Origin of the sequence: Microcoleus sp. Pol14D4 (assembly GCF_036701245.1) — a bacterium.
Lineage (GTDB): Bacteria > Cyanobacteriota > Cyanobacteriia > Cyanobacteriales > Microcoleaceae > Microcoleus.
In genome coordinates this window covers 22,322-39,069 of sequence record NZ_JAUBQM010000017.1, presented here as the reverse complement: position 1 = coordinate 39,069, position 16,748 = coordinate 22,322, and the positions used below count along the sequence as shown (strand labels likewise).

The window sequence follows — 16,748 nt, the reverse complement described above, 5'->3', positions numbered from 1 at the left end:
ACAGGCTTTCCGGCCTGTTCCACAAAGAGTAGATTTTCTTGTGGAACGGGCTTCTAGCCCGTTGCTGATATTGGTGCAAGATGTGAGTTTAAACTGAGATGTGGCACCATTCTTAAGAACAGGCTTTCCGGCCTGTTCCACAAAGAGTAGATTTTCTTGTGGAACGGGCTTCTAGCCCGTTGCTGATATTGGTGCGCTCAATCTAATTAAATTAGATCCATGAACTAGATAATACTGGCATGGCAGTTTATTATACTTTTGCTGACGTTTCATATTATGTTAATGATCGAAAAAGATTTTGCTAAAAATGTTGCTTTCAGATTAATAACATATCTAATTTTTCCAATTTTTTTATCCACTACCACGGCTGAAATTGTCTTAAGATTTGCGGGATACAAACCCTGGCAAATAGAAAATGTTGATGTTGCCGTCGAACCAAAAGGCAACTTTTTTACAAAAGACTCGCAACTCGGCTACAAGCATTTGCCGGGTAAATTCAAGGTAACACTTAACGGCAATTACTCATTTAATGCAACTCATCTCAATAATAGTCTCAGAATAACACATCCACTCAATACTTACAATTTATCATCAAAAAAACAGGAAATTTGGATATTTGGCTGTTCTTTTACCTACGGTTGGTCATTGAATGACAGCCAAACTTATGCTTGGTTGCTGCAAGAGAAATTACCCAAATATGAAATAGTGAATTTCGGAGTTAACGGCTACGGCACTCTGCATTCGTTGATTCAATTCAAAGAAGCACTCAAACAATCAAATAAACCCAAAATTGCGGTGATTGCTTATGCGGGATTTCATGACCGCCGCAATACTTTGTTAAGGGCGAGACGAAAGCAAATGGCTGCTTGGAATAAACTCGGTATTCTATTTCAGCCCGATGCTAGGTTGAATGGAGAAAATAATTTTACATACAAGATGGCAAAACTTGAATATCACGAGTTCCCCCTAATGCGGGTTTCTGCATTAAGCCATTTTTTGGAGGTTAATTACAATCAATTTGAAGAGGGATTGTACAAAAGTCACGAGGTGTCTAAGGCAATTATTGAAGAGTTTAACCGGGTGGCTGAGGCTAATGGTGTTAAGTTAGTGGTGGCGGGAATTAATGCGGGTTCTGCTAAGATGTTGGGGGAGTTAAGTCAGGAGGGAATTGCTACGGCGGATATTTCGGTTGATTTGAAAATACCTGCCAATAATAATTTACCTCATGACCTTCATCCAAGTGCGATCGCCAATCGGCAATATGCAGAAAAGTTGGAAGGCTTTTTGCAACGTACTGTTTTAAAGTAAGTTAACGAACCGCGAAGGCGCAAAGGGCGCAAAGGAATAGAGAAAAAGGAAGTTGAGAAGTTATTTAGGGTTGCTAGAGTGATGGGAGTATTTGATTTTGTTTCTTTTAAATTGCATCGAAACTTTCTAATTGATGGGTTTTTTCTGTTTTTACTTGTTCTCGTCACAGTGGCAGTAACATCAATCTATGTATCTAGCGAACATACTTTTTATTGGTGGGATTACGCGGGATACAATACCGCTACAGTCAACACGGCAAATTTATTTCGAGAGTCGCCAGATAAAGCATGGCGCGGAGTTATAGAATCGCTATCTAAGGAAAAAAACCTATTAATCTCTTTGCCGTTAGTGCCGTTTATTCTCTTATTTGGCGAGTCTCGGCTGAGTTACATTCTCAGTGTATCCCTGATTTATGTGCTGCCGTTTCGTCTGTTGCTGGGGGCAATTTCTGCAAAGCTAATTCCAATTTATTCCCGCCGGGTGTTTTGGTCAACTGTGCTGCTGAGTTTATTAATTCCGATGAGTTGGATACCGACTCTGCGGGGATATCTGGATACTGGCGGCTGTGTGTTTGTAGCCTTGGCAATTTGGGTTTATTTGCAGGATGTTAAGCTGAAATCTTGGTGGAAAATCCCGTTAATTGGGTTTTTGCTGGCGGCGGCGATTCTGTTGCGGCGTCATTTTGCTTATAGTGCGATCGCATTTTTTGGTGCCGCAACTTTACAGGCTTTCATCGAGTTTATTGTACTAATATACCGTAAAAAAACGGCGTTGTCGTCTCCAAAAGACAAGGACGCGGCAGTGCCGTTAGCCTACAGAGGCTTGTTTGAATCCGCTGTAAAATTGGGTTTGATAGCTGCAACTAGCTTGACTATTTTAATGTTGGTAGCGGGAGATTTTACTCGCAGTGCTCTGACGGTTGACTACCGCAATTTGTATGTCGCTTGGAGTTTGCCTGTAAATGATATTTTAACTCGTTATGCGGATTTTTACGGTTTGGGAACTTGGCTGCTGGTACTGATTGGTTTTTCTGCGGGAATTCTCACCCGAATCCTGGTTCCGGCGGCGGCTATTTTTGTTTCGTTGTTTGGGGTTTTGTCGCTGATTGAATGGCTGTTAGTCTTGCGTTACGGCTACTTGCACTATACAATTCATCTTACACCGATCGCACTTTTAGGACTATCCACATTTTTCTGGACAACTTGGCTGACACTCAAGGGAAAAGTCCGGTATTTCATGCTGGGGGCGGCGGGTTTGTACCTGGTTTTGAATGCCGCAGTCGGGTTAATTCCTCTCAAAATTGATTTGCCAAGACTGTTTGTGGGTAATTTTCCGCCGTTAGTGCGATCGGACTACGACGAAGTTGTAAAATTAGTAGAGTTTCTGCGAAAATTAGCACCCAACGAAGAACCAATTTATATTGCCGGTGCTTCTAACAATTTCAATGCTAACATACTCCGACAAGCCAACAAAAAATTAAATCCGCCGGAGGGTTGGTGGAAATTAAATACAATCGGGAGGCCGCAAATTGACTCGCGCGATACTTACCCGCTACCGGAGTTGTTGCAGTCACAATATGCGGTGGTTGCTGTACCTTTTCAGCAGGTGTTACCGACTGACGAACAAGTTTTGCGATCGCACGAACAAGATGTTGTTAAAGTTGTGTACGATGCCTTTACTCAAAACTGGGAAATCGCCCGCGATTTCCAATTGCTACCGGAACAGTTTAAGCTAGAAAACGGCGTGACTGTCAGCGTTTACCGGAGGATGCGGCCGACTGATACAGCAACGGCTATTAGGACTCTGGAGGCGATGCAGCGGCAAATAGTCGATCGACCAGGGACGCAGTTAGATTGGATTAGTTTGCATCAATCAATCTACACAAGTGCCAATTATTCAGTCAATAAAGAATCGGACAAGCTATATAAAATTGTAACTCATACAATTAAAAACAGCCAGAAACTCGATACATCTTTCCTATATTTAGGTTCCATTTCAGACAAAGTAAAAGTTACCGGCAAACTCAATTTACCTAACAAAAAATGTCCGGGAGTTACCCTGCGCTTGACTTTGTGGGACAAGCAAGGTAAATTAATAGACTCAGCAGAGATGGCTTATGGTCAAAAAAGTGCGATCGGCTTAAATCTATTAGTTGAGGGCAAAAATCCCATTTATCTGCTGCTTGAGGTATTGAGTAGCAGCAAACAGGATTTAACAAACCAATGCCGACTGGAGATTAACAATTTGGCTGTCAGTAGGTAAGTTGAACCGTCAATGCAAAAACATCAAAAATCCCACTGGTATTTTAATCTATCTCTCTATACTTTTGTCATCATCGGTTCCCTGATGGCCACTGGCTATATTTTCCCCATTGGAGGCAATTTTCCCGAAGTACCGCCCATTCAATTTATGTTAAATCCTGAACTCTACAAAAATGACTATTACGTTCAGGAAATGGTTAAGTTTAATCCGAGATATTACTATTATTATATCATCTATTTACTGGCAAACTTAGGAACCAGCGTTCCCTTAGCGCACTTTATCTATCAATTCCTAGCCTTTGGTTCATTTATCCTAGCTTGTTACGCAATTATCAATATCTATACTAATTCCAAACTTCCCGCCGCAGCGATGGCTTTTTTATGTATAGCGGCTTCATTTACAGATGTTGGTAACACCCTGATATTTTCCACCAAATCAGTACCCAGTACCTTGGCAATGGGTTTCGCAATCTGGGGAATTTACTTTAGTTTGCGCCAGAAATGGCTGACCGGATATTTCTGCTTTGGACTGGCTTGTCTGCTGCAATTTTTAGTGGGTTTGTTGCCGGGATTGATGATGGTTCCCGTTTTATTTATTGAATCTGTAAGACAGCGGAAGTTTAAAACACTGATTTTGGCGATCGCACTTTTAGCAGCAATGGCAAGTATCGTTTACATACCGATGTTATTAACAGGTACTACCAGCACTCACACTATCGACAACGCCGAGTTTGTCTACATTCACGCAACAGTCCGCAACCCCCACCACATCCTCCCGTCTAATTGGGATGTGGGGAATTGGTTCAACTTTATATGTTTCATAATGGGTGGCTTGCTTTGCATCAAAAACTCTTATTTATTGTCCAAAGAAGACAAGATTAATTTTTACGTAATTGTTTGTACATCGATTTTTGCACTGTTTCTGAATTACGTATTTGTAGAAGTTTACCCGCTGGCTTTTATCGCCAAACTACAGTTAGCTAGAACCGTACCTTTTGCTCAAATAATTATATTTATTGCTGTAGCTTTGACGGTCGAGCGACTTTACAGAGAAAAACAAATAGCTGTTAGCTTGTTGCTGTTAGGTGTACTAACGTTGCCTTTTAGGGGCATCATTTTCTTAGCATTATCAGTTTGGCAAACAAAAAATTACGTATTGCCCAAACGATATAATATATTGTTGTGGATTTTAGCAGCAGGAACGGTAATTTTCAGCTTGATATATCCGGTGACTGATTCATGGGAAATAGTTGGCGATCGCATAATTAGCATCCCCGTCCTTTTCTCAATCCTCGCTTTCCCATTCATTTTAGAAAAAACATCACTAGCTACATCTATCAAACAGGCTATAACTCACACATTAGCCTTAATAACTACCGCCACCTTAGTTTTTGGAGTAGCAGGAATTCTGCCCAAACCTATATTAAATGTATTTCAAACAAGAGTTAATATCAATGCCGTTCCCAGAGACGACTTAAGCAAATTAGCTGTCCGATTTTCGCAAAGTAGCAGCCGCGATTCACTCGTATTAATTCCACCTTCAGTTACCAGCTTTCAGTTTTTCTCCGAAAGAGCGATTGTCGTCAACTTCAAAAACTTTCCCTTTACCGAAAAAGGCATCAAAGAATGGCAAAGTCGCATGGAAACCGTTTTAGGAGTGCCATTAAACCCGCAAATTATCTGGGGAGGAAATGACTTTTTCATCCGCCGCAGCAGTGCCGATTTAGTCAAAGTAGCCAGAAACTATCATGCCGATTATATCCTGACTCGTACTGACTGGCACCCAAATATTCCAGGGGAAATCGCAGACAAACAAGGCAAATGGATACTGTATAAAATTAGGTAAGAGGTAATTGGTAAAACTTGTTAAATCCCAATTATAATTTTATCTTAGTCAGCATAGACATAGTTTGCTTGTCTGTAAGCAATTCCATCGCCGATTTATCTGCGTTAATCAGCGTTAATCAGCTTTAATCTGCGGTTAAATATCAAAACCAGAATCATCAATAATTTCGCTAATTTGCTTATCCACATAATCAGCATCCACATTCCGCGCCATCAACTCAGCTAAAATCCCCAAAGAAATCAACTGCACCGACAGAATTGTACACAAAATCCCAAAAAATAACAAAGGTCGATTCCCGATCGGCCCAAAATTCATCCCCGCCAAATTCAGAAACCAAATAACTATCAAATAACTCAGCGAAACAGTTCCAACCAAGCCAAAACACAATCCCAAACCGCCAAACAAATGACCCGGTTTGTGTAAATACTGCGTTGTGGCTAACACCGTCAACAAATCAATAAATCCCCGCGCATAACGTTCCCAACCGTAATTCGATTTTCCGTGCTTGCGCGGATGATGTTCCACAACTACTTCGCCAATTTTAAACCCTAAATTGTTTGCTAAAGCTGGAATGTAGCGGTGCAATTCCCCGTACAATTTAATCGACTGCAAAACTTCCCTACGGTAAGCTTTAAAACCGCAATTCATATCGTGCATTTGCACCCCAGTCAGCAAACACGCAACAGCATTAAACAGCTTGGAAGGTAAAGTTTTAGAAAGCGGGTCATTCCGCTGTTTTCGCCAACCGGAAACTAAATCAAATCCCGATTCTAAATGATGTAAAAATTTGGGAATTTCAGCGGGGTCATCCTGAAGGTCAGCATCGAGAGTAAAGATAATTATCCCTGCTGCATTGCGAAATCCTGCTGAAAGTGCGGCGGATTTGCCAAAGTTGCGGCGCATTTTAATCGCTTTAATTAGTTGGGGATGTTGGCTGGCTAAATCTGTGATTTCTTGCCAGGAATAATCGCGGCTACCGTCATCTATGAAAATGACTTCGTAACTGTCAGTTCCTGTTTGAAACATGACAATTTGGATTTTTTCAAACAGCAATTTGAGGGTGGCTTCTTCGTTGTGAACTGGGATTACGAAGCTGAGATGTTTTGGCATAGGGCTATTCTATTTCATTTGTGTTGTCAATGAGATTTTTTTATTAACCGCAGAGGGCGCAGAGGGCACAGAGGAGGAGAAAGAGAGGTTTTTTAGTTTTTATTGATAACTTGGGAGTTTCGCAATGCTACCCAACCTTTGCGGTTTTTAAAGGAAGCATAGGCTGTCAATAATTTATCTGTTGGTGATGTTTGAATGTATCCTCTCCAAGCGGCGAATTCGTAGGAAGGGCCAAACAAGTTAACTAAATCTGGGCGCGGAAATCCTGACATGGCGAAACCTCGAACGACATTTTCTTGGTTGAGAATGGCAATACATTTTACATTGTTTTCGGGGTCTCCTACCCAGCCAATTACTCTCGCTGCTGTTGGTGCAAGTGCGGTGGCTGTATCAAAAAATCCGGGTACTCCGTCTTTGGGCGCTGACAGTAAATTTGGGTCGATTTTTGTGTCTAATGCTGCACAGAAATTGTGTTTTTTGATGTCTCGGTTAAATGGCACTAAGTTGTTAATTTTTAAGGCGTCAATTAATCCGATAAAAGCGGCGGGTTTGTTGCCTACGCGGTCTTTAATTAGCGTTACGTCGGTGATGCCTAATTGCAGTGATAATGCTACTAACGGTTGATAGGTGGCTCTGCGGGCGATCGCCATTGCAGTTTCGCCTCCCACCCCGTACATTAAAATAATCGCAACTGTGGCGACTGCAAACAGCGGTGTCAGCCAACGCCCTTGAATTCTTGGTGTTGGCTGCAACTCGCGCACCCACAATACTGTCAGCACAATTGTGCTCATCCAAAACAAAGCTGGGAGTGTGGCGTAGCGGGAAGCGGTGGCCTGTTCGACGCCAAATCCCGATCGGCTAACCGCAGCCATTAACGCCGTTTGCAGCGTGTAAAGTTGGATTGATAGCCAAGGCAGCCAATCTGGGCGATCGACCTTTTTTACAAATAGCCAATAACCCACAAAACCAGTTGCTGCCATCAAACCAATTATACCAATAATTGAAGCAAAAATAATATTTTCGCTAAAAATTCCGCCGAGATAAATGGGAATATACTCGAGAGTTTTGAGCGGGTTGATTTTAGTTAAAGAAGGGTGATGAGATGGAGTTTTATAAGTTAAAAAATAAATGCCAATCACTGCAATCGAAGCAATGAAATACAAATAAGTTATTCGCCGAGGAAACCGCAGCACAACAGCAGCAGCACACAATATCGGCCACAAAGCTAAAGGAGTGCTGTAACTAATACAGCCTAAAACGCCAAAAACAATGCTGCCAATTACCCACTTATTTTGTTTCCATTCTACATTACCAGGCTCTGACTGGTAATGTAGATCCAGAGGCTCCGCCTCCTTCTTCCTTGACAAAAGCGTCGCATAGGATTGCAAACAAAATATCGAACAAATCACAAATAAATTAGCAATTATCCAGTGAACTCCGCTGAATCCCCGCATCCAATTGTGAGCCGCAGCAGGAGTAAAGTTAAAAATAGAAATACAAAGAACTAGCGAGATAAATAGCAGCGGAAAAACCCTCATTTTTAACGGCAGCAGAGCAATTAATACGTGGCACTGAATCCAAGCTAAGAACCAGGCAACTAAACATAAACCAATATTTGAACCTTGGGTGACAACTATATTCAAGCCATAAATAATTGCCGGAATCAAGACAAAATGCTCGTTGGCCCGAAATATCCAATCAAAAGGATTTGTAGAGAAACCGTCTACTGAATAAAAATTCCATGTCATCCACCAATAATCAAAATTAGACAAGTCTCCCGCTTGGGATATCAAGTACAAAATATATGACGCTGGTATTAGGATTCCGAGAACTGATGCGGCAATTAAAATATATTGTTGCTTGACTTTCATAGATTCAGACATGGGGAGATTTTTAATTTGTAGGGACGAGTTGAGGTGAGAAACTTTGGATATAACAGGTAACTCATTAACAAAACTCGCCCTCGCGATTTGAGTTTTCCTCGATTTTTTATTTCACTTCTCTGGCCAGCATTTTTCTGAGTCCTTGCCGCCAGTGGGGAGGATGCGTACCCAGAAGTGCTGATATTTTTACCGTAGAGAGGACAGAAAAAGCCGGACGTTTTGCGGGTGTCGGATATTCGGCGGTGGTGATGGGAATTACGCGCTGAACTTTTAGGGGAAGGCCGAGTTGTGCTGCTTCCTCAAAAATGGCGATCGCAAAATCGTACCAACTACAAACACCGCTGTTAGTGTACTGGTAAGTCCCAAAACTTTCTGGTCCAAGCAGAGGAATAATTTGCGAAATTGCCTCCGCTAAATCCCCCGTCCAAGTAGGACTTCCGATCTGATCTGTTACTACTCGAATTTCTTCTCTTTCCTTTCCCAACCTCAGCATAGTTTTGACAAAGTTGCCTTTGCCTCCGTTGCCGTAAACCCACGCGGTTCTAATAATAATATTTCGGTTTCCCGCTTTCCGAATTGCTTCCTCGCCTGCTAATTTAGATTTGCCGTAAGTTCCCAGTGGGTTCGTAGAATCTGTTTCCAGATAAGCAGAACCGTTGCTGCCGTCAAATACATAATCAGTAGAAAAGTGAATTAAACTTGCTCCCAGTTTTTCGCATTCTTCTGCGAGAATTCCCGGCGCAATGCCGTTGACTGCATTTGCTAATTCCGGTTCGCTTTCTGCTTTGTCTACCGCCGTGTAAGCACCCGCATTGACGACTAAATTCGGTTGAATTTCAGCCATTGCTTGACGGATGCTTTCGGGTTGGGATAAGTCGAGGCGAGTGCGATCGACCGCAATTACCTCTCCCGAAGATAATAAAATCGGCTGCAATTCTTGAGCTAGCTGTCCGCTGCCACCTGCGAGTAAAATTTTCATGATCAAAACACTTGAGCTCTTTTCAACGTTTGTCCAGCTTGGTCTTTAGCTGATAAGATTGGTTTGTCACCATCTAGCGGCCAGTCGATCGCCAAATCGGGGTCATTCCACAGGATACACCGCTCGTGTGCTGGTGCGTAATAATCTGTCGTTTTGTACAAAACTTCAGCCGTCTCCGAAACCACTAAAAAACCATGAGCAAATCCCGCCGGAACCCAAAATTGCCGTTTATTTTCTGCACTCACCACACAGCCAACCCACTGCCCAAAAGTCGGCGAACTTTTTCTAATATCCACCGCTACATCAAAGATTTCGCCAGCAACTACCCGCAGCAATTTGCCTTGAGGCTGCTGCATTTGGTAGTGCAAACCGCGCAACACATTTTTAGAGGATTTGGAATGATTGTCTTGAACAAATTCTGCCGTCACACCTGTTTTTTCGACAAAAACTTTGTGATTGAAACTCTCAAAAAAGAAACCGCGATCGTCTCCGAAAATTTTCGGCTCAACGATCAGAACTTCCGGTATTTCAGTAGATATAACATTCATAGTTGGCTGTGAAAGTGATAAACTAATACTCTGTCTATGCTATTTTACTATGAAAGCCGACGCATATCTCAAAAAATTGTACGCCAATCGATTTGATTCCCGACAAATGCAAGCAAAGGTGGCACTCTGGAAAGTTTTAATTGATGAGTTTTTACAAGATTATGTTCCTCCCGAATCAACCGTCTTAGATATTGGCGGCGGTTACTGCGAGTTTATAAATCAAATTATGGCTGAAAAAAAATATTTGATTGACCTCAATCCAGATTCAAAGTTATTTGCCCATCCTGATGTAAAAGTGATGAATATCGATATTTTAAATTTTGACGTTCAACCCGCTTTTAGCGAAAAATTTGATCGGATATTTATCTCTAACTTTTTTGAACATCTCCGCAATAAAGAAGAACTAATCCAAATTATCTTATTTTGCTTTGAGGTCCTTAAGCCAGGGGGTTCTCTATTAGTTGTCCAACCTAATTTCAAATATTCTTTCAAAGAGTATTACGATTTTATCGATCATCAATTACCCATTACCCACTTATCGCTCCAAGAACTGTTACAAACCATCGGCTTTGAAATCGACCTAATTATACCGAGATTTTTACCATTTTCGACCAAAGGCAGACCGGCATCGCCCTGGCTTTTAAAAGTTTACTTAAAATTGCCTTTTTTGTGGCAATTTTTGGGAGGTCAAATGTTTGTTAAAGCATCTAAACAAAACCAGAGAGGCAGAGACTCATGACACGCATTTCCCGTCAGATGCAGGCAGAGCGATACATCTGCGTTTATCCGCCTGAATCTGCGGTTAAAAAATCCCTACAAAATCGAACTTAAAACCACCTCATTAGCAGCAATCCAATCATAAATATCCTGCAAAGCCGCTTCCGGCCCAATAAGAGGCTGCCACCCTGTTTTCTCCATCACCCGAGAAGAATCAGTAATAAAAATCGGAATATCCCCCGCGCGTTCCTCCAAAACAGGATGAATCCGAATCGATTTATTCGTAATCTTTTGGCACAAATCAGTTGTCTCAACCAAAGAAAGACTGTTGCTCAAACCGCCGCCAACATTAAAAATTTCGCCGTCAAATTCAGCAAAATGTTCTAACTGATAATTAACTAACCTCAACAAATCTTCAACGTGCAGTAAGTCCCTAACCTGCTTGCCACTGCCGCCAAAACCGATATAATTCAGCGACTTTTGAAAATAGTGAGCCGCCACCCACAAACCGCAAACTCCCTGATCGACTTTACCCATTTGCCAAGCACCAGTAATTAACCCGCAGCGGTTAATAATTGCGGGTACATTGTATGCTTCCCTGTATTCCTCAATCAGCAATTCCGAAGCTAATTTAGTTGCTCCGTAAAGCGAACGGTGTCCTTTTAATGGGAAGTCTTCTGATATGCCCAACTCGGATATACCGGGTAAAGTTTGCTCAGGGGCGATCGCAAATCTATTCGGCAACTCTAACAGCTTAACAGACTTGACACTGGCGATCGGATAAACCCGACTCGTAGACAAAAACAGCAAACTCGCACCGGTTTGTCTCGCCAACTCCAAAATATTCACAGTGCCCAGTAAATTCGTCTGCAAAACGTACTGAGGCGAACTAAAACCTGCCAGTACAGAAGGCTCCGCAGCACAATCTATAATGCAGTCAGCATTCAGTGCAACTGGATCTAAATCCGCCGCTGTACGAATATCCCCGTAAACAAACTGAATACCGCAACTTTTAAGCCGAGGCAGATTCAATTCTGAACCCCGGCGACGCAGGTTATCTAAACAAATTATTTGCCATTCCGGGTGCAGTTTCTTCAGGCCAATTGCCAAACAACTGCCGATAAAACCCGCCCCGCCCACAATTAAAATTCTCTCAGGCATTCACTTTTATTTTTGCTATCTTTCTAGTCCGGTGGTAGTCGCCGCGAGAGAGATGTTTTTCCAGCCAGACATACAAGACAATAAACAAATATCGACTGCCCATCTCTTTGATTTTAAGCTTAGAAATACCCGCAGTCCGATTGTACCACCTCAAAGGAATCACCGTATAGGAAAAACCCCGGACAATTGCTTTTAATGGCAGTTCCACTGTCAAATTAAAATGATGGCTCAAAATCGGTTGCACGCCTTCAATCACTTCTCTGCGGTAAATTTTAAAAGCGTTGGTGACATCGCTGTAGCGCAAGCCGAAAATACTTTTGACAAACCAGTTTGCTAAGCGGTTTATTGCTAACTTGTGAATTGGATAATCAACTATAAAGCCACCTTTGATAAAGCGGGAACCGAAAACGCAATCATATCCTTCTTGCAGCTTGCGGTATCCTGCTACCAAATCGATGGGATCGTCGGAAGCATCAGCCATCACAATTGCTGCAGCATCTCCGTCAAATTCCGCCAAACCCCGGCGCACGGCAAATCCGAAACCATTCGGAGGTTGATTGTTGATGTATCTAACTGTGGGAAAAGTCTCAGACAACTCCTGGCAAATATCAATAGTTCGATCGACACTGTTGTCATTCACAATCAAAATTTCGTGCGGAATGCCTTCTAAATCGAGCGTTTGGGCGATCGCCCGCACAGTACCGTACAAACAGCCCTCCTCATTGTGGGCCGGTATAATCACAGAAATTTTCACTCCTCATCCTCCGCGCAACTGGACAAACTGGTTGTCAACAGGATTATACACCCAAGCTTTGATTTCGGTTTGGGCGATCGGCAAATTATTATCCGACAAATCAACAGCCCACCTTGCATTATTGTATAACTCAGATTTTAAACTCTCAGCGATGTCGGGACTGTCCAAATTTACATAAGCGTTAGCAAAAAAAGATTTTTTATCGCCGACAGATAGCAGTACGATATTCGGCTGTTTGAAATTTTCTGGCCAAACAGCCCAACCTGCAGCCCTGACAGCAGCCTTTTTCGTAAGAGTCAAGAATTTATCGCTGGTTTGAGGTTTGTCTAAATAGCCGTAAACTTTCTCGGTATTAGAAATAAACTCTACATTTTTAGCTAACGTAATCCAACCTATTTTGTCGATAATAGCAGCGCCTTCTCTCACCAGCCAACTTTTTTTGCTCAGCACCCTCAAACAACTTTCCGGCGAATTGTTTAAAAAATCCGACTGTTCCAGATAGTTAATTAACTGCAAACAATCTTGAGCGCCTTGTTTGTAAAGAAGTGCGGAGCGAGATTGGGCGATCGCCTGTTGAGAGTTAACAATAATTGTAGCAATTAACAGCCCTGCAACTACCCGATAAATAAATTTATAATTACTCTTTAACGTTGCTTTTGTTTCTTGATAATTACCTCGAACCAACAATTGTCCTAGCTGAACCACAGCAATTAACAGCAAAATCGAATTAGTCGTATATCTAGACGATTCGAGCGCGTGAATCGCCCCAAATTCTGCCCTACCAGCCGTAATAAACAGAGCCGATAAAACCGAAAATAAACCTATTGACAGCCAAGGTAAAGCCTCACGATGCTCGGTAATCTTTCTCCCAAAGTGGAATCCCAAAAATAAGAAACTTGCCAATATTAGCAATCCAACTAATGCTGAAATTCCAGGATAGCGGACAATTGGCGAACCCAACAGACTCAAAAAGTAATCAATTACCACCAGGGGCTTATTCAACAATGAAATAATACTTGTTTTGCGACTGGGATGATAATCAATTGAGTAAACAACACAAGTTACAGCAAAGAGCAATATCCATATAATCAATCTTTTTCTTTTTTCTACCGCATTTCCTTCTAAAGCCGCCACAGCCGGAATTGCAGCCCACCAAGACAGCAAGCCTTGCGCGAGGGAAAAACTAGCAATAAAGCAGAATAAAGCAGCAATCGATATTTGAATATAGTAGGGACACGACAGTGCCGTGTCCCTACTCTGTTCGCTCTGGAGTGTTGCATCATTCTCAATAACGGGCAAGATGTCCGTTTCACAAAAATTCAATGTTCTTGTGGAACGGGCATCTTGCCCGTTCCTAAATAGCTTATCGATATTGGTGCAACAGCTCTGTTTCATCCGATTAAAGATGGCGATATTAGGCAAAAATTTGCGATTTGAACTCAGCGCATAAACCGCAGCTACAAAACACAAATTGACTAAAAACCAAGCCAATTGAAATCCCCAAAGCCAGTTTTCATGCTGAACAAGAGAGAAAAGCAAAATACAAGTTAAAATATTAGCTAAATGCCACAAATCATCCCCGACATTCTTAACCTGCATCGAGGATAACTTGTACATAGCGATAAAAGTTATCGCCGCCAAACCTATGCTGAGACACAACTGATAATTAATATTCCATCGGGAAGCAAAAGCCAGCACCGCAATAATTATTTTAGGGAAAAGTATGCGGTGGTTGCTGTGCAAAGCCCAAAAATCGTTAAAAGTTACATTTCCCTGAGCTATTTTCTCAAAAAGGCTAGCTAACCTCCACTCGTCATCAACGGGAACGTTAACGCTAAAATTCGCTACAAATCCGATTAACAGGACAACAGGAATTAGATATAAAGTAAATAAGATGATTTTTTTCATGAAAGTGCGATCGCACTGATTGCCATCACCATTTTATATCAAACCCGGTTAAATAATTTTTATCAAGTTTGTAGTGAAGGCTTCACTCCTCATAGTTTGAGCCTGGACTTGCATTCCTTACTACAAACAAGTTGAAAAACATAACACATAGAAACCCGGTTTCTTGAAGAAACCGGGTTTCCGAACAGCCTAAAAGCCTCGCGTTCAATTCGGTTAACCGAATTACTTAATAGTCTTGAACGTATCCATTTTCCCAGTAAATCGGTTGATAAACATCTGCAAAACACTCCGCTTGCCGATATTGATATTAGAACTCACGGACATTCCCGACTGCAAGTTAACTTCAACTTGATTGGCCTTGCCCTTGTTCAAAACAAACTTCTGATTCTTGAGCTTAATTTTGGTTTTGAAAGCGTAGTATTTCCGCAGTTCAGTAGGAGGCTCTGCATCGCTGCTAATCTCTATCACTTCACCCTCAGCAGTACCAAACTCCAGCGCCGGGAAAGCTTCTACATTCACTTCCACAGGCACACATTGGTATTTCGTCAAACCCAGTTTCTCTCTGTTAACTTCCTTCTCTGGACAAACGCAACTTTTACCTGTTTCGCAGTCAACCTTTTCTCCGTCTAATTGTTTGCCGTGATACTGCTCCAATTTTGCCCGCTTCTGTCTCAAAGCATCCAATACCAGAGCCACATTGCTGTTTTCCAGGTAAACAACTGCTTGCAGACCGTTTTCGTCATCCAAAACTTTGAGTAGCTTTTCAGTTTGCTGCGCTTCGTAATAAGCTTCTTCGCAGCGTTTTGGGCGCGGTTCGCCCGGTTTCAGCACCGAATTAATAATGGATTGGCATATCGGATCTTTCGCCATATCCAACTTAGCATTCTCCTTCTTAGAAGGTTTCAAATCAAAGATAACGCCCGATACCGGAGCCTTCATAACTTGAGTGTCGCGGGTTTGCTGCGCTTTTTCAAGTTGAGCATTGATTTCTGATAGCTTTTTCAGGTTTTCTACCTTGAAGCGACTTAGCTGAGAATCGCTGCTGGCAATTTGTTTCTGGTTTTCAGCAATTTTGGTGTAAAGTTCTTTTGCCCAGGAATCCTTGGTGTTTTTCAACTGTTCTTCGGCGCGGCTGATGGACTCCTGAAGGCGCGCTTGCTCTCCTTGCTGGCGCTGTATTTCAGCACTAATTTTTTGGATGTCACCTTGACGAGCGTTAATTTCACCTCGGCGCGTATTTATCTCACCTCGGCGCGTATTAATTTCGCCTTTACGGGCGTTGATTTCACCTTCGCGCTGCTTGATTTGATCTTGCTGTTTGAGAACGTCGCTTTGGCCTCTGAAAACATCTTGTTCCTGTTTTTCTTTTTGCAGTTCAGCGATCGCTCCTTGCTCCACCAGAGGGCCGAGTCTGCCTAGAATGTTTTGATTCGACTTCAATACTTGTTGGGATTTCGCTAACTGTTCGTCCGCCAAATCTCTCTGAGCGATGGCAGATTTTACTTGCTCTTGCGAAGAACTTAACTGCTGCTGAGCATAATTTAATTGGTTCTGGGCAAAACCCAGTTGTTGCTGTGCTACGGTCATTTGATCGCCTGCGGCTTTCTCAGCATCCTGAGCTTGCTTCAGTTGTTTTTCCAACTCCTGAACTTGGCCTTGAGCTGCGGCGACGCGAGACAAAAATTCCGATCGATAATTAACATAAAGCCCTTGCTGAGCAGCATCAAAATTTCCGCTCGCTCCCCGATTGAGGTACAGCTCGTCAATCAAAGCTTGCAGCACTTGATTTTGTGCCGTGAGGCTCTGTCTGTCTTTGATAGTTGATTCTAGGCTTGAAGGAATAGGGCCTTGAATTTTGCCGTTAACCACATCTTCGTAAAATTTGTTTTCCTTTTCCAGAGCCTCTTTAGTTTTCTTAACAGAAGTTAAATCAGCAGTGGATGCAAGGGGGTTAAAAGTGAGCAAAGGCTGGTTTTTTTCTACCCGATCGCCATTTTCAACGTGAACTCTCACCACAGCTCCTGTAGCAGGTGCTTGGATGTCTCTAGCACCATCTTTGAGTTCCAATTGGCCGACAGCGGGGACAGCTTGCTCTACGCTAGCAAAATAAGCCCAAACTACAGCAGAAGTGGTCATCAGCATGATCATCCACAAAAACAAGTGCGACCAAATCGCTGGTTTTTCGAGAATGACTGGTTGCTCAGAAAGTATTAACGATTTCATTGCCATTTGTTAGTTCTCAGTTGTTAAGCGTTAGTGATCAGTTGTGAGTT

The 16,748-nt window shown here is 42.3% G+C and carries 12 protein-coding genes; 4 read left to right on the top strand and 8 right to left on the bottom strand.

Annotation, left to right across the window (positions count from 1 at the left end; all coding sequences use genetic code 11):
* Window positions 1-276: 276 nt before the first annotated feature.
* The 3 genes from QUA33_RS09235 to QUA33_RS09225 all read left to right on the top strand — a co-directional run bounded on the left by QUA33_RS09235 (window position 277) and on the right by QUA33_RS09225 (window position 5,415).
* On the top strand, window positions 277-1,308 hold the full coding sequence (locus QUA33_RS09235) for an SGNH/GDSL hydrolase family protein (protein WP_333148277.1): 1,032 nt from the start codon (window positions 277-279) through the stop codon (window positions 1,306-1,308).
* 168 nt (window positions 1,309-1,476) lie between these two features.
* Window positions 1,477-3,570, top strand: a complete 2,094-nt coding sequence (locus QUA33_RS09230; RefSeq protein WP_333148276.1) for a hypothetical protein — start codon at window positions 1,477-1,479, stop codon at window positions 3,568-3,570.
* Between the two features lie 12 nt (window positions 3,571-3,582).
* The gene (locus QUA33_RS09225) at window positions 3,583-5,415 is read left to right on the top strand and encodes a DUF6798 domain-containing protein (protein ID WP_333148275.1); all 1,833 of its coding nucleotides are present in this window, start codon (window positions 3,583-3,585) and stop codon (window positions 5,413-5,415) included.
* Between the two features lie 135 nt (window positions 5,416-5,550).
* On the opposite strand, the gene QUA33_RS09220 is transcribed toward QUA33_RS09225, so the two are convergent.
* The 4 genes from QUA33_RS09220 to rfbC all read right to left on the bottom strand — a co-directional run bounded on the left by QUA33_RS09220 (window position 5,551) and on the right by rfbC (window position 9,935).
* A complete protein-coding gene (locus QUA33_RS09220) occupies window positions 5,551-6,525 on the bottom strand; it encodes a glycosyltransferase family 2 protein (RefSeq protein WP_333148273.1) in 975 nt (324 codons plus the stop codon).
* Window positions 6,526-6,617: 92 nt separating this feature from the next.
* Complete coding sequence (locus tag QUA33_RS09215) at window positions 6,618-8,408, bottom strand: hypothetical protein (protein ID WP_333148272.1); 1,791 nt, start codon at window positions 8,406-8,408, stop codon at window positions 6,618-6,620.
* A gap of 106 nt (window positions 8,409-8,514) precedes the next feature.
* Window positions 8,515-9,387, bottom strand: a complete 873-nt coding sequence (gene rfbD, locus QUA33_RS09210) for a dTDP-4-dehydrorhamnose reductase (RefSeq protein ID WP_333148270.1) — start codon at window positions 9,385-9,387, stop codon at window positions 8,515-8,517.
* Window positions 9,388-9,389: 2 nt separating this feature from the next.
* Entirely contained in the window at window positions 9,390-9,935 is a 546-nt protein-coding gene (gene rfbC, locus QUA33_RS09205; protein ID WP_333148267.1) for a dTDP-4-dehydrorhamnose 3,5-epimerase, read from the bottom strand.
* Between the two features lie 49 nt (window positions 9,936-9,984).
* Between rfbC and QUA33_RS09200 the strand changes: the two genes are divergently transcribed.
* Window positions 9,985-10,674, top strand: a complete 690-nt coding sequence (locus QUA33_RS09200) for a methyltransferase domain-containing protein (RefSeq protein ID WP_333148265.1) — start codon at window positions 9,985-9,987, stop codon at window positions 10,672-10,674.
* A 74-nt stretch (window positions 10,675-10,748) separates the two neighbouring features.
* Here the strand turns inward: QUA33_RS09200 and QUA33_RS09195 are convergent, their stop codons facing one another.
* The 4 genes from QUA33_RS09195 to QUA33_RS09180 all read right to left on the bottom strand — a co-directional run bounded on the left by QUA33_RS09195 (window position 10,749) and on the right by QUA33_RS09180 (window position 16,698).
* Window positions 10,749-11,813, bottom strand: a complete 1,065-nt coding sequence (locus QUA33_RS09195; RefSeq protein ID WP_333148263.1) for an NAD-dependent epimerase/dehydratase family protein — start codon at window positions 11,811-11,813, stop codon at window positions 10,749-10,751.
* Window positions 11,806-12,567 carry a glycosyltransferase family 2 protein gene (locus QUA33_RS09190; protein ID WP_333100457.1) on the bottom strand — a complete coding sequence of 254 codons (762 nt, stop codon included), beginning with the start codon at window positions 12,565-12,567 and terminating at the stop codon, window positions 11,806-11,808. Before QUA33_RS09190 ends, QUA33_RS09195 begins: the two co-directional genes overlap by 8 nt.
* 3 nt (window positions 12,568-12,570) lie before the next feature.
* A complete protein-coding gene (locus QUA33_RS09185; RefSeq protein WP_333148261.1) occupies window positions 12,571-14,475 on the bottom strand; it encodes a hypothetical protein in 1,905 nt (634 codons plus the stop codon).
* Window positions 14,476-14,697: 222 nt separating this feature from the next.
* Entirely contained in the window at window positions 14,698-16,698 is a 2,001-nt protein-coding gene (locus QUA33_RS09180; protein ID WP_333148259.1) for a chromosome partitioning protein ParA, read from the bottom strand.
* Between the last annotated feature and the right edge of the window lie 50 nt (window positions 16,699-16,748).